The organism is Halalkalibacter urbisdiaboli (assembly GCF_002156385.1).
GTDB lineage: Bacteria > Bacillota > Bacilli > Bacillales > Bacillaceae_D > Halalkalibacter_A > Halalkalibacter_A urbisdiaboli.
Genome location: NZ_MVJM01000002.1, coordinates 466,921 through 481,294 on the forward strand (window position 1 = coordinate 466,921; position 14,374 = coordinate 481,294).

The following is a 14,374-nucleotide window of genomic DNA, read 5'->3' on the forward strand; positions in this document are numbered from 1 at the left end:
ACTCTTCCCATGTTTCCTCTTGGATCGCTTCCTCGGCCTCTTCTTCAAACTCTTCCCATGTTTCCTCCTGGACCGCTTCCTGGGTCTTTTCTTCAACTTCTTCCCTTGTTTCCTCTTGGACCGCTTCCTGGGTCTCTTCTTCAACTTCTTCCCTTGTTTCCTCTTGGACCGCTCCCCGAGTCTCTTCTTCAAACTCTTCCCATGTTTCCTCTCGGATCGCTTCCTCGGCCTCTTCCCACATCACCACTTGGCGTTCAACGTGTTTTGATGCAGCAATTTCATCAAAATTAGCTCCACTCTTCTCTTCATACGTAGGTTGCATTTTCTTTCCTATAACAAAATCAGGTTCGATTTGCTTCTCTTCTTTTACAGGCACTTGTTCGATGTTTTCAAGGTTGTTTTTATAGATTTCTTCAAGGTTTTCACTAGGTTTAGTTGGGACTTCTTCCTTTCGTCCTGCTCTTATATCCTCCATATGAAATGGAGAAAAAGCCGAGCTTTCCCTCTTTGTATCTTGAGTCGACTGATTTCGAAACCCATGAATAGGAGAAGGAATTGAAGTCGGTTTAAACTGGTTATTTGAGAAAGGTTTTTTTTCAGAAGAGCCTTCACTGTTTGGGTTTGACTTATTCTCTTCACGCTTCTTATGTATCTTTCTATCAGTAGGTCTATTTTTAGGCTCCGCTCTCACATCTTTAACATTATCTTCTATTAAAGGGAAGCGAAATTTTCCTGCTTTCGCATATTGATAGGTTACCCTTGCTTCACTATATGATTCATCACGCTCAATGAATCCATATGCTCTCTTATCCTTCTCGGTTCTTTTTGGCTCCTCATGCTGTTTCTCTGCTATCTTCTCATTAGTAGAAAAAAGCTGCTGCACTCGTTTAAACCAATTTTGCAACATACTCAATGCTCCTCACTCGCTTTCACTAACGATTCAAAGATGATGTTATTTTAGGAGTCGTTATACTCTTGTACTCACTATTTCAGGGGTGTCTCAAAAGGTAGTCGTTCCTTTAAGACACCCCTTAACGTGAAGTATCCTATCCGTACGTATACCCCACCTATTTTTGTACGAATGGAGCACCAACTTCATACCCATCGTTAAGTACTAAAATCCCTTTCTCCTGCGGCGCATTCGGCAAACCAAGTTCCTTTGCCGAACAAATCATCCCAGAAGATTCAACCCCACGTAAAGCAGCCTCCTTTATAACTAAACCACTTGGCATGACTGCTCCTACTAATGCAACTACGACCTTTTGATCTTGATCAACATTTGGGGCACCACAAACAATCTGTAATGTTTCATTTCCTACATTCACATGACAAATGCTTAACTTGTCTGCATTTGGATGTTTTTCTTTCTTTTCTACATAACCTACAACAAAGGAAGGTCCACTTTCTAGCTTAACATTTTCCTCAATGCCGTTTTTCGAAAATGCCTGCTCAATTAATGCTTTAACTTTGTCGTTTAGCTCAATTGGGCCATTTCCTTCAACCTTTCCGTAAATTGATGCATTAAATAGGTTGTAGCCAGCTGTTTCATTTGATTCTCTATGATAGATTCGGACTACATCACCTTTTTTCTCAAACGTACGCTGCTTAAGCTCGATATCTTTGATAGAAAGTATTAGTGTATCACCAATACCATCATTATTATAAAAAACATTCATTCTCACATACCCCTTTTATATTAACTCTAGTTCTTATTGTACCATACTGGTCTATTTTCAGTTTTTTGGTTTTCTTTGAGCCAAAATAAACGTTGGTTCTAATTCTCCATTTTCGTACAGAAAAGGTAAAGCCGTAACAGGAACTCTCCCTTGGCCAAAAAACTGCAAGGCAACCTGCGCTAAGACATCATAACCACTATCATTAACAATATCAGCAAATATTAATACATCTTGATGGGGGATTGCAACGGCCAATTGTCCCTTTATTCTACTAGCCATTTTCTCTAATAAGGACTGATCAAGAATTCTACTCGCATCATAGCCATCCTTAGCCCTAAGAAAATAGAACGTATTACCAGCTACGACATCTTCTTTTAACGGTTGTGGCAACGATCTAACATTAAACAAGGCGATTTCTTTAAGTTTCGCTGCTGTAAAATCTGAATCAGCTAAAAGAGACTCGTCGATTAAAGTATAAGATTCTCCTAAATCTAATGCGTAGTATACTCTCGTTTCCGCTGTATGCACTTCATAGATAAGTTTCTGACCTTCTTTTGTTTCAGTAGGAAAGGAGGTCGCACGAATAACTGGGAATATCTTCTTCTCATTCCCTTTCAAAATGACTTGTTGCTTCATTGATTGTAAGCCAACTTCAACATAGCGAATCACTTCATCAATGGAATCAAATTCATTTCTCTCCCATTTTGCTAATAGTGGTTTTAATGATACCGTGACCCCTTTTTTTATCGTTACATCCTCGATGCGAAGTGTAGCCTCCTTATGATTGTAAGAAAATATCCATCCATCTCTTTGTAATTTATTTTCAATTTCTTTTCGAAACTCTCTTAATTCCATCACTAATCCTCTCCTTCATTCCATTCAAGTTTAACATGTTCTTGAGGGAGGTCCAAATTATCAGACATGAAAAAAGGATGTATTATAAGGGCTGTTTCACCTCTAATACATCCTTTTGTGAAGCCTTCAATTAATGTGCTTAAACACTTTTTGATTCTGCACGTGTTAGGAATTCTTCGATCTCTTCCTGTGTCTTTCGGTCCTTGCTAACAAATCTCTCTACTTCAGACCCATTGGCGTAAACCACAAAGCTAGGAATTCCAAAGACATCGAGCTCACCACATAAATCAATAAACTCATCACGGTCAACATAATAAAATGAGAACATTGGAAAATCCGCTTCAATCCGTGGTAGGATTGGCTCGATTACTTTACAATCTGGACACCAATCGGCTGAAAAAACAAAAACGACTGTCTCCTTTTCGGTTAACTCTCGAAATTGCTCAATACTTTTTAATGCTTCCATCTTTATTCTCTCCTTTATTAAGATTGTTCAATCTTCATATCCCCTAAACGAATCCAACCAATTTTCCGAAGCCACTCAGAGAAAATTAGACTTAAGAGCGCAGGTGCCACAAACTGTAACACCACTACAGCAATCACAACGTTCGTCGTAAATCCCATATCCGTGAAGGTCATAATCGGTCCAACAAACCCACTAGTTCCCATTCCGGCACCTGCAGGAATGTTTGTCATCCCGACTCCAACAGTAGCAACTGGCCCCAGTATAGCACCTGCTAACGTTGGGGGAATTAATATCAAAGGATTTTTGACGATATTTGGAACTTGCAGCATTGACGTTCCAATTCCTAATGATATTAGTCCAGACCAACCATTCTCACGATAACTACTAACTGCAAAGCCAACCATTTGTGCCGCACATCCGACTGTGGCTGCACCTGCTGCAATTCCTTCTAACTCTAACATAATAGCAAGTGCTGCACTAGAAATTGGCGCAGTTAAAGCCAACCCCATTAAGATAGCTATAATGATTCCCATAATAATCGGCTGCTGCTCTGTCGCCCACATGATTAATTGTCCAAAGTTTGTCATACCACTTTGAATCCACGGTCCAACCCATGTTGCTGTCAAAAAACCTGTCAAGATTGTAACGAACGGTGTAACGATAATATCAACCTTTGTTTCCTGAGACACGAGCTTTCCGATTTCTGTTGAAACGACTGCTGCAATAAAACTACCAGCAGGCCCCCCCAATGTTGCGCCAGCAGCGCCACTAATAACAGCTGAAAATAAGACCAATCTCGGTGCCTTGAGCCCAAACGCAACAGCGACACCGATAGCAGGACCCATTAACCCCATTGCTAGACCGCCGATCTCAACAAATAGGTTAGCAAACGGTACATTTATTCTTTCGCCTTGCTCTCCAAGTGTTCGAATAATTAAACCGATTATTAGTGACGAGAACAAGCCTAGTGCCATATGACTTAACGCAGTTATCAAATAAACGCGCCAAGAAAGATGCACTCCTTTTTTTTCAAAGAACGCTTTCAAATAAAAACCTCCTTATTCGACATCATAGGAATGTACGATTTCAAGCATTGTTTCTACATCATTCTGTAAATTCTCATATGAAGTTATTGTTGACAATTTTGCACCTCCTACACCTACAATTACTAGTAAATGCTCCTCTTTGTTTGGAACAACAACTAGATAAGAGTGAGCCTCACTAGACTGCTTCTCTTCAAAAAGAAGTGAGTTAGTCTTGTCTTCCCTATCCCTTTTTAAATTGATGTCACTCATTTTTCCTTCAAGAGGATTATGAAATAGAACAAAGGTCTGTCCACTTTTTTCAAGGACAACATTGTAGTCTACTTCCTCTACTATGTTAAAACCACTAGGTAGATAGAAAGATGCATCGGTTATCTCCGTATTTACGGACGTTGAGAGAACTTGATAATCCGCAAAATATTGTTTAACTGTATCTAGTGTCTCTTCTTGTGAGACAGAACAAGCTGTGGCCGTTAGACAAATCATGATCAACATTGCAAAGTGTTGGATTTTTTTTAATTGCATGAACGTTGACACCCCTTACTCATATGTTCCAGCATCCTTATAATCATAACTCTAAGCGACATAATATGACAAGCTGAGTTTTTCAATTGTTTTGATAAATGAGCTTACTTATAATTAAGAGGATCACAATTTTAGGAGGGAATTTTAATGGAATTGCATGTTTACTTAGCAGGAGAAATTCATAGTCCATGGCGAAAAGAACTCCAACAACTTGCAAGTCAAATGAATATACCAATTCATTTTAGTGGACCGATGGAGAATCACGACCGTTCCGATCAGATCGGGGAAGAAATAGTAGGAAAACAACCAAACGCCATATTAAAAGACGAGGCAGCTTCAAGTATAAATAATTTACGAACACAGATTTTACTACATAAAGCGGATGTTGTAATTGCTTTGTTTGGTGAACAATATAGACAATGGAACAGTGCTATGGATGCAGCAACGGCTGTTGCATTACAAAAGCCACTAATTCTCATAAGACCTGAGTCACTACATCATCCTTTAAAGGAGTTAGCAAATAAAGCACAAGTTGTAGTGGAAACACCGGAACAAGCAATGAAAGCACTTGCCTATATTTTTGAGTAAGACTATTTAAGCAAAGAACGAAGGTGCCATCTTTTATCTTTTTGGGTCACCTTCGTTTCTTTATAGTGAAACTATTGCCGTTGGGCATGTCGGAACAGACCAATGGCCATTGCGATGCTTGTTGCATAAATAAGTCCTGTAAATGAAAGCACAACTGCTAATATCGCCCCATCCATTCTCCTCACCCTTTCAGATAAGATTTACTCCCATCTTTATTTTAATTGAGAATGTGTAATTAAGAGCGGCTAAATGTGGCAATCATACGACATTTATAGGTATTTTTACCTATAACTACTGTATGTATAGTGTAAAGGTTAATGTTTAAATTCCTTATATTCAAATTGATATTGACCGTAAAGTAATTGAACAATATGACTAAACATGTTTTTACGAGTCATCCTTCCCCCAGTTAAAACACCAACCGCTCCTTCTTTTTTTCTTATGTCCTTATCTGTTGTTAATCGTGCCATCACGTCACCTAACTCTTCGCCATGTTGCAGCGCCTTTGCTATTTCTGTTGGCAACGGTAGCTTAGCTCCACTTGCAACCCATATTTGTCCTGAGCGGTGAACTAATGCCCCCCAATTACAAAGCATTAACCCTAAAGACGTTTCGGTAACGCCCCCTTCTAATCCTAAGCCTAATATCGCATCAGGAATCATCTCTATACTGGCTTTCGCTCGATTTATCGCGCCTTGCATTGTTTCCTCGTCTGAGAATGGCTGTGCTGATACTTCCGATGGCACATCCATGCTAATAACCGTGAACGGCTCACGTATGAAAGCTTCTTGTACAGCGTGTACTTTGGCTGGATTTTTCGTTCCAACAACTAGTTTCATTTATACCACCTCTGTCCGGTTTCTCTATCAAAAAGGGGCTGCCTCAGCTATGAGACACTCCCCCTCTTCTTTATACGTTAGCTGTTATCGTCTCCATCGTTGTCTTATCCGTTGCTTTTACTAAATTCACAAGTAATTCCTTTGCAGCAGCATAATCATCAATATGAATAATCGAAGCCGCTGTATGGATATAGCGAGAACAAATCCCAATCACGGCTGAAGGTACACCATGGCCTGACATATGTACACGACCAGCATCTGTCCCACCTTGTGAAATAAAAAATTGATAAGGAATATTCTTGGACTCTGCGGTGTCTAACACAAACTCCCTCATGCCTCGATGGGTGACCATCGTTCGGTCAAAAATCCGCAAAAGGGCCCCTTTCCCTAATTGTCCAAATGCATCCTTACCACCTGTTGCATCATTAGCTGGACTTGCATCTAATGCGTAAAACACATCTGGCTTAATCATATTTGCCGACGTAGCAGCTCCTCGTAAACCAACCTCTTCCTGAACGGTTGCACCAGAATATAATACATTCGGCAAGCTTATCTCTTGAATTTCTTTTAACAATTCAATTGATAAACCAACACCATATCGATTATCCCAAGCCTTAGCTAATATTTTCTTTTGATTGGCCATCGGCGTAAAAGGACAAATCGGGACTATTTGTTGACCAGGTTTTATTCCAATTTTCAGTGCATCATCTTTATCATCAGCACCAATATCAATATACATTTGTTTCATATCCATCGGTTTATTACGTTGAGCTTCTTCTAACAAATGAGGCGGAGTTGAACCAATCACACCAATAACCGGGCCTTCATCTGTGATAATTTGAACTCGCTGCGCAAGTAAGACCTGACTCCACCACCCACCAAGTGGTTGAAATCGAATTAATCCTTTTTCGTTAATGGATGTCACCATAAAACCGACTTCATCCATGTGTCCTGCTACCATAACAGTAGGCCCGTTTACGTCCCCTCTTTTCACACCGAAAATGCTGCCTAAACGATCTTGAACAATTTCATTTGTATACTTTTGAAGCTCGGAACGTACAAAATTCCTTATCTTATGCTCAAACCCAGGAGCTCCTTGTAATTCTGTTAACGTTTTGAATAACTTCAATGTATCTTGATTCATTATTTGCCCCTTTCACCTCATGTTATCTTTAGTTTAACTAAATTCGGAAATCTTTACCACTCTGTAAGTAAAATCAATTCGATTTGGAAAAGCTTGTCGATATTAGTATACTTTATACTAACGTAACAAAATAAATAGTTATCATCACGAAACACATACTAGAAATACCTTTTTAAATTTCAGGTACAGAAAGGATGAAATGACTGTTATGGGAATGAAACGATTCATCTTTGGGGTAGGTCTTGGGATTGCTGCAGGCTATATTCTTCGTCCAACATTGTCCGATAGAATCACCCCTGAGAAAGCATTGAAGCAAGTTAAGAAGACACTTTCACAAACATATGCAATTACAGGATCTTGGATTCAAATGATTCCAGAAACAATAGAGCGTCATCAAGTTACATATGACGTGTATCGCGGCGGTGTTTCCACAACATCTGAACAAGGAACGACTCAATATGAATTTACAATCGACACAAAAACGGGAACGATTTTGGACCTAATTGAGTCATAACATCAATGTGACAAAAGTTTGGATAACTTTTGTCACATTTTTATTTTATAAGCTCTTACGTTCAATGACCTGACTGATGTTTCCATCTGAATCCCTTTTTAATGCTCGATACATGCAGTCATGGTAAAACAAATACCAAGCCTTCCTTTCTTGCGCAAAAGCCGTCCATTGCAGCTTTGCTGCAATCGAGTCTAGTGGAAAGTCATCATAGGCAGTTACCCAAAGTGCATTTTCATGAGCATGAGTTGGCATAATATCTGCTAAATGAATATAAGTCTCTTCCTCATGCTCGAGAATGACAATACTATGACCATCACTATGACCACCTGTATGAATAACTTTAATACCTGGGATAACTTCCTTTTCATTTGTAAATGTTTCAACTTGATGTTCAATCGGTCGCCAGTTTTTCTCCCAATATGTATTTTGTGAACGAATATTTGGCTCCCTCATTTCACTCCACTCCACCTCCGATACGATGATTTTCGCATGACTAAAACACGGACGCTCCTTTCCTTCTTCCCCTTTCACAAGACCTGTAGCATGATCAAAATGTAGATGGGTCATAATAACCAAATCAATATCTTCTGGACCAAGGTCAAGCTTCTTAAGGTCGTTTTCCACCATTGACTCTCTAGTTACACCATAATTTCGTTTTTGTTTGTCCGTTAAACGCCCCTTTCCTATTCCTGCATCAACTAAAATCGTGTAGCCATCCTTTTGAATTAACATCGGATCGGTTGGAGTTTCAACTTGGTTTCGCTCATTCACTGGATATTTCCGTTCCCAAAGTGGTTTTGGTACAACACCAAACATCGCGCCACCATCTAAATTAACAACCCCTCCATTTAACCAAGTGATAGTTAACCCATTTCTTTGTAAAGAATCCATTATTACCTCCTATTGATGTTCTTAGTGCCTTCACTAGGGCACCTTCCTCATTTCAATTATACTAAAAGCAGAATTCTATTCTTATGAAAAAAAACCTCCAAGTTATTTGGAGGTTTTATACGTTAATCCCGATAAACAGCTTCACACCGATAAATACGCATGTTTTTCTTTGAAAATTTCTCTTCATATTCAGTCATAACATTTCCCTCAATATCGCTTTGATGGAGATCTAAACTTACATTGTTTAAAATCATTCCGTACTTAGAAAAGCTATGTAATGAATATTCAAAGAGCCCTTGATTATCTGTCTTAAAATGAATGTCTCCTCCTGGCTTAAGCACTTGTTCATATAAGCGCAAAAAGCCTTCAGATGTCAATCGACGCTTTTCGTGTCGTTTTTTAGGCCATGGATCTGTGAAGTTAATAAATAGGCGTTCAATCTCATTGTCAGCAAAAAACTCCAAAAGATTTTCAACATCTTCATTCAAAAACTTTACGTTTTCTTGTTTCGTTTCTTTTATTCGTTCTAATGCAGTAACGAGGACACTATCGTATTTTTCAATTCCGATAAAATTTATGTTCGGATAAAGCTTCCCCATTCCTGAAAGAAATTGTCCTTTCCCTGTTCCTACCTCAACATAGATCGGTTGATTATTGCCAAAAACCTTATTCCAGTTTCCTTTACACTCTTTAGGATTTGGAATAACAATATGAGGATATTTGCTCATCTCTTCTTTAGCCCAGGGCTTATTACGTAATCGCAACAAACTCACTCCTTATTCTCGTTAACGTATGCGTGTTTCATTTTGTAAGAACATCAATGCTTATTCCTGTATATTCCTCCTCATATCTACGCACGATATGAGTACGATTTAAGATAAATATAGTGCTCCCATCCTGTGGAAAATTTTAAAAAAGGAGCGATAAAACACATGAGCATGTCCAATTATGATAAATTAGGTTTGCTCCGCGATTTGCTTCAATCTCAAGCTACTGAAAAGTATATGACAACAGATGAGGCTACTCAGATTGAGCGGTTGTTATCTTCACTTGCAAACGATCAAAACTTCAGTCCTAGTATTCAACAAGTTCTTCAAGAAATGCGCTCAATGCATCGAATGAATCATGAGCCATTTCAACAAGAGTTTGTTGAACAATGGCTAAATACTATTTCCATTGATTAGTCGACATGTTATTTGCTAATTCCCCAGGAAATAGAAACTTTCTACAATCGATGAGCAATTTGGGGTAAGTCAAGGCTGACTTACCCCAAATCCCCCTATAGTAACGACTTTAAATAGTCCTTAAATTGACTAACCTGATCGAGTTGCTGACGTTCTAAATGCCAAAGCAGTACAGAGATCGTTTGCGAAACGACATACCAATGCATACGTTCACGTAAGGAATCACTAAGAGTGAGGCCATATTGCTTAAGCCATTGCTCCCACTCATACTCTGGGATATACGAGTACAAGAGTAACCCTAAATCAAGAGCTGGATCTGCAACCATTGCTCCGTCCCAATCGATTAAATATAAATGGTCTTCCTCAGCTAGCATCCAATTGTTATGATTAATATCACAATGACAAACGACATACTTAGAATAATGTACCTTTTCCATTCGCCTCTTCAAGTACGTCATGCCTTCCTCAATTACCGAATCCTCAACTTTGAAAAACTGTAATTTCTCACGTAAGTTCTCAATAATGACGTTAGGTGTTAGTGGTTCATTTCCAATACGCTTAAACATATATAGCAATTCACTTGAACCGTGAATTTTTGCTAATAGTTCAGCAACAATACGCTCTTTCATTTCATATGCTTTCAGTTCACGGCCTTGAACCCAGCGTTGCGCAGTAATCACATCGCCGTTTTCTAGCCTCCTTGTCCATAATAACTTCGGAACAATTCCTTCAGCAGAAAGAACGGCGAGAAATGGTGAAGAATTACGCTTTAAAAAAACCTTTTGGTCACCTTGCTGGGCAATATATGCTTCTCCCGTTGCACCTCCAGCTGGTTTTACCTTCCAGCCTTCTCCTAAGAACTCCAACCAATTCACCCTCAATTTCTTTTACTTTCCCACATTAGTATAGCTTATTTTTTAACATCTACATAGATCAAATCTTTCATTCATCAAAAAACACAAAGAGAGCAGAGCTCTACCACTTGGCTCTGCTCGAGTCATTACTGGACACATACAGTCGTTGATAGTGGGGCTACCCGCACATAATCCTTATTATATAATGTATATAATGGTATCAAAGATGCGCTATTCTCGTCAACGACTACTTCCCAATTCCCTTTTTTAGGTAGAAGGATTTGTTTAGCTTTTTCATTTGCATTATGGACGACAATAATATCGTTCCACCTGCCAAAGGCATTAACATTCTTTAAGGAATAAGCAATACAAAGTGGGTCTGTAACCATCCATTCTAAATGCTTATGAATATCAGAATAAGTTTCTAATCGAAAGGCTCCATGTGCTCTTCTAATGTTAATTAAACCTTTTACATAAGAAACATAATGATGAAAAAGGCGGCGACGCTCCCAATCAAATTGATTAATCCAATCAGGTGAACAATAACTGTTCTCAACACCATATTTTGTCCGATACCACTCCTGTCCAGCATGTAGAAATGGAATTCCCTGTGCCAAAAGGATAATGGAAGTAGCTAATCGGTGCCTTCTCATTAGTGTTGATGGAAGTTCTTTAGGGAGAGAAACTCTTAACTTATCCCATAGGGTATGATTATCATGAGACTCAACATAATGAATCGCTTGAGCAGGCTGTAAAAAACGGTACTCACTACCTGAAATTCCAGCTAAGATTTGATTAAGTGACGTTTCATTCCCACTGCAAAACCCGGTATCTGTTTGATGAAAGGTACTTCCTTTCAGTGCATCGCGGAATTCGTCTTGAAAAAATCCAATATCTGAAACGTCTTTCGCTTGATTCGTTGTTGCACGTTTTTCTTCAGGAAAAGCTGTCGGCAAATCCCACCCTTCTCCTAATAGAAAGACATTTGGATTTATATTCTTTGCTGTTGTAGCAATCGATTTTATCGTCTCAAGATCAAGAATCCCCATTAAATCAAAACGAAAGCCATCAATTTTGTATTCTTTCATCCAAAAAGAAATGCAGTCAACAATTAATTTTCGAACCATTCTTCTTTCTGTCGCCAAATCATTTCCGACACCAGTACCATTGCTTATTTCACCATTTTCTTGATAACGAAAATAATAACCTGGAACTATCTTTTCTAAATGTGAGAGCTCCCATATGTAAATATGATTAAAGACAACATCAAGAATAACTCGAAGCTGAGAACGGTGGCAAGCAGCAATTAATCGCTTCAACTCTCTCACTCTTGTATAGCCGTTATACGGGTCCGTTGCATAGCTTCCCTCGGGTACAAAATAGTGGACAGGATCATATCCCCAATTATAGCTAGTAAAACGATTGGATTCATCAACACTTCCATAATCATTTACAGGCAATAACTCAATATGTGTCACCCCTAATTGCTTTAAATAATCAAGCCCTGTTGGATTTCCCTCTTTATCTGATTTATTTACTTCCGTTAACCCAGTATATAAAGCTTTCCCTTCAATCCCATTATTTCTACCAATTGTAAAATCTCTAATATGAAGCTCATATATAATTGTTTCATTTAACTTTAACGCTTGTGTAAGTTCGGGCCATTCCGCTGGCTCTGTTTTATCCATCGAACCAACCATTGCCCTTTCACCATTCACTGACACAAAGGTAGCGTACGGATCGACAGCCCGATTCCATTTTCCATTAACATATACTTCATACACATACCAAACCGTTTCTAAATCTTCTTTAATTTTCACTCGCCAAGTCCCACTATTTTCACGTGAAAGCATAACCATCCTTCTAGTTTCGGTGTACCATGTTTTATATAGCACAACGCGAACTTCCATTGCAGTTGGAGCCCAACAAGTGAAAGTTGTTTCCTCTTTTGTATAAATAGCACCTAAATCCGTGCCATTATAGAAAAATCGTTCATCAAATTCCTTTGTTCTCACAATACTAGATAAATCAATGAAACAGTTTTTTTCTCCTAACGAAAGGTAACAATTCTCTCCAAACGGATAATCTTCTTTCAATGCCAAATAGACAACTTCTTGTTGTTGATTCATACGAGCTATTGGAAAAGATTGTTTGCCACAATGAAGGTTAATCATTGCTCGTTCTTCTTCTGTAAGTACTTTATTGAAGAGTACTTTAATGCAACGAAACGTAATAAGTTCAGCTTTTTCAAAAAGATAATTGACAGACTGTGGGTAGTTTTGCTTCAATGATTAAGGCCCCCTAACTTCCTTAGATTATTTCTCAGGCTGTTAAGACCATATCTTTCCAATTCCGTGTGTGGAAATAAAGAACTGAACGAGACAAGCTTTAAACAGATGATATTGATTTTCTACTTTATTAACTTTTCCTTATAATTATGAAGGGTTGATATAAACTGTTCATAGAAGATTATTTCAACGCACGATAAGGTAACAATGAATGGAGGAGCAAGGATGTTAAAAGAAACACCTTCAAATCGCGCACGTTTACTTATTTCATGTCATGACCGTCCAGGTATTGTGTCTGCTGTTTCAACTTTCCTTCATCAGCATGAAGCAAATATTGTACAATCTGACCAGTACTCAACAGACCCTAAGGGCGGCATGTTTTTTATGAGAATTGAGTTTGACTTACAATCAGATGACCGTTTTGAAAACGTAAAGTCTGCATTTCAAAGTGTTGCCGCAGCATTTGAAATGGATTGGCGAATGGAATTAGCGCTACGAAAAAAGAAAATGGCTATTTTTGTATCGAAAGAAGACCATTGTTTACTTGAATTACTGTGGAAATGGCGTGCAGGAGAGCTACACGTTGATATCCCGCTCGTCATAAGTAATCATGACGACAATCGAAGTGAAGTTGAGGCATATGGTATTCCTTTCTATTACATTAAAGTGACAAAGGAAACCAAACAAGAAGCCGAACAGCAAGCGATTGATTTACTAAAGGAACACGATGTTGATTTTATTGTTTTAGCACGTTATATGCAAATCCTATCTTCAACGTTCGTAAGTACTTTCCCTAGTCGAATCATTAATATTCACCATTCATTTCTTCCAGCATTCATCGGAGCAAATCCTTATGCAAAAGCATTTGACCGTGGTGTGAAATTAATTGGCGCAACCTCGCATTATGTGACAGATGATTTAGATGAAGGACCAATTATCGAGCAGGATGTGTTACGAGTCAATCACCGTTATACAGCAGATCAACTACGGGTAGCAGGGCGTAACGTTGAACGAATTGCACTTGCCCGTGCTGTATCTTGGCATACCAATGACCAAGTTATCGTTCACGGAAATAAAACGGTTATTTTCTCTTAGAAAAAAAGCAGCGATTCCAAATCACTGCTTCGGGGGGACCTAAAAGGTTAGAAGCAAACCTTTATGTCACCCCTTCTTTATGTTAATTTTTTTAATTCTGTATTAATATACTGGTATTCTTCATCTGTCATAGGTGGCTCTAAAAATACAATTTGGGCACCTTCCCTTGTTTCCGGTAGTGCATACTCACCAAAATGACGGATCCATACTAGAAGGGCTTCATATAACCCCTCTTTAGCCTGCTTGACTGAATCTCCGTAGCTCACACAGCCTTCAGCTCCGACAATTTCAATCATAATTGATGTTCCTCCTCGCCAGTTTGGGATTTTTCTCAGTTGCCAATTAAAGTCTTCAGGGCTGTTCATTTGTAAGACCCTTTCCATTTATGCCTCTCCTTTACTTTAGAGGATAA

17 protein-coding genes are annotated in these 14,374 nt (G+C 38.7%); 4 read left to right on the forward strand and 13 right to left on the reverse strand.

Annotation, left to right across the window (positions count from 1 at the left end; all coding sequences use genetic code 11):
- The 6 genes from B1R93_RS23195 to B1R93_RS10135 form a co-directional block, all read right to left on the reverse strand.
- Positions 1-907 (reverse strand): hypothetical protein (locus tag B1R93_RS23195; protein ID WP_207634145.1); only part of this gene is annotated, 907 nt, incomplete at its 3' end.
- Between the two features lie 160 nt (positions 908-1,067).
- On the reverse strand, positions 1,068-1,676 hold the full coding sequence (gene ytpR / locus B1R93_RS10115) for a YtpR family tRNA-binding protein (protein WP_088103857.1): 609 nt from the start codon (positions 1,674-1,676) through the stop codon (positions 1,068-1,070).
- A gap of 57 nt (positions 1,677-1,733) precedes the next feature.
- Positions 1,734-2,531 carry a DUF1444 domain-containing protein gene (locus tag B1R93_RS10120; RefSeq protein WP_088103858.1) on the reverse strand — a complete coding sequence of 266 codons (798 nt, stop codon included), beginning with the start codon at positions 2,529-2,531 and terminating at the stop codon, positions 1,734-1,736.
- Between the two features lie 139 nt (positions 2,532-2,670).
- Positions 2,671-2,997 carry a thioredoxin family protein gene (locus tag B1R93_RS10125; protein ID WP_088103859.1) on the reverse strand — a complete coding sequence of 109 codons (327 nt, stop codon included), beginning with the start codon at positions 2,995-2,997 and terminating at the stop codon, positions 2,671-2,673.
- A 17-nt stretch (positions 2,998-3,014) separates the two neighbouring features.
- Positions 3,015-4,043: a PTS sugar transporter subunit IIC gene (locus B1R93_RS10130; RefSeq protein ID WP_088103860.1), complete on the reverse strand. Its 1,029-nt coding sequence runs from the start codon at positions 4,041-4,043 to the stop codon at positions 3,015-3,017.
- Positions 4,044-4,055: 12 nt separating this feature from the next.
- Entirely contained in the window at positions 4,056-4,565 is a 510-nt protein-coding gene (locus tag B1R93_RS10135) for a hypothetical protein (protein ID WP_088103861.1), read from the reverse strand.
- Between the two features lie 147 nt (positions 4,566-4,712).
- Here B1R93_RS10135 and B1R93_RS10140 point away from each other — a divergent pair, with 147 nt between their 5' ends.
- Positions 4,713-5,153 carry a YtoQ family protein gene (locus tag B1R93_RS10140; protein WP_088103862.1) on the forward strand — a complete coding sequence of 147 codons (441 nt, stop codon included), beginning with the start codon at positions 4,713-4,715 and terminating at the stop codon, positions 5,151-5,153.
- A 314-nt stretch (positions 5,154-5,467) separates the two neighbouring features.
- On the opposite strand, the gene B1R93_RS10145 is transcribed toward B1R93_RS10140, so the two are convergent.
- Positions 5,468-5,992, reverse strand: a complete 525-nt coding sequence (locus B1R93_RS10145; RefSeq protein WP_088103863.1) for a DUF84 family protein — start codon at positions 5,990-5,992, stop codon at positions 5,468-5,470.
- A gap of 70 nt (positions 5,993-6,062) precedes the next feature.
- Positions 6,063-7,136 carry a M42 family metallopeptidase gene (locus tag B1R93_RS10150; protein ID WP_088103864.1) on the reverse strand — a complete coding sequence of 358 codons (1,074 nt, stop codon included), beginning with the start codon at positions 7,134-7,136 and terminating at the stop codon, positions 6,063-6,065.
- A gap of 208 nt (positions 7,137-7,344) precedes the next feature.
- Here B1R93_RS10150 and B1R93_RS10155 point away from each other — a divergent pair, with 208 nt between their 5' ends.
- Positions 7,345-7,650, forward strand: a complete 306-nt coding sequence (locus tag B1R93_RS10155; RefSeq protein WP_088103865.1) for a PepSY domain-containing protein — start codon at positions 7,345-7,347, stop codon at positions 7,648-7,650.
- Positions 7,651-7,695: 45 nt separating this feature from the next.
- Here B1R93_RS10155 and B1R93_RS10160 read toward each other — a convergent pair whose 3' ends face one another.
- Complete coding sequence (locus B1R93_RS10160; RefSeq protein WP_088103866.1) at positions 7,696-8,541, reverse strand: YtnP family quorum-quenching lactonase; 846 nt, start codon at positions 8,539-8,541, stop codon at positions 7,696-7,698.
- A 122-nt stretch (positions 8,542-8,663) separates the two neighbouring features.
- Positions 8,664-9,305, reverse strand: coding sequence for a tRNA (guanosine(46)-N7)-methyltransferase TrmB (trmB, locus tag B1R93_RS10165; protein ID WP_088103867.1), 642 nt, complete (start codon positions 9,303-9,305; stop codon positions 8,664-8,666).
- A gap of 168 nt (positions 9,306-9,473) precedes the next feature.
- Between trmB and B1R93_RS10170 the strand changes: the two genes are divergently transcribed.
- A complete protein-coding gene (locus tag B1R93_RS10170) occupies positions 9,474-9,725 on the forward strand; it encodes a YtzH-like family protein (protein ID WP_088103868.1) in 252 nt (83 codons plus the stop codon).
- A gap of 95 nt (positions 9,726-9,820) precedes the next feature.
- Here B1R93_RS10170 and B1R93_RS10175 read toward each other — a convergent pair whose 3' ends face one another.
- Together B1R93_RS10175 and pulA are read right to left on the reverse strand one after the other, a co-directional pair.
- Positions 9,821-10,591 (reverse strand): phosphotransferase family protein, encoded by a 771-nt coding sequence (locus tag B1R93_RS10175; RefSeq protein WP_088103869.1) that lies wholly within the window; start codon positions 10,589-10,591, stop codon positions 9,821-9,823.
- Positions 10,592-10,725: 134 nt separating this feature from the next.
- A complete protein-coding gene (gene pulA, locus B1R93_RS10180) occupies positions 10,726-12,867 on the reverse strand; it encodes a type I pullulanase (protein ID WP_088103870.1) in 2,142 nt (713 codons plus the stop codon).
- Between the two features lie 225 nt (positions 12,868-13,092).
- On the opposite strand from pulA, the gene purU reads away from it, so the two are divergent.
- The gene (gene purU / locus B1R93_RS10185; protein ID WP_088103871.1) at positions 13,093-13,962 is read left to right on the forward strand and encodes a formyltetrahydrofolate deformylase; all 870 of its coding nucleotides are present in this window, start codon (positions 13,093-13,095) and stop codon (positions 13,960-13,962) included.
- Between the two features lie 77 nt (positions 13,963-14,039).
- Here purU and B1R93_RS10190 read toward each other — a convergent pair whose 3' ends face one another.
- Positions 14,040-14,345 carry a HicB family protein gene (locus B1R93_RS10190; protein ID WP_088103872.1) on the reverse strand — a complete coding sequence of 102 codons (306 nt, stop codon included), beginning with the start codon at positions 14,343-14,345 and terminating at the stop codon, positions 14,040-14,042.
- Between the last annotated feature and the right edge of the window lie 29 nt (positions 14,346-14,374).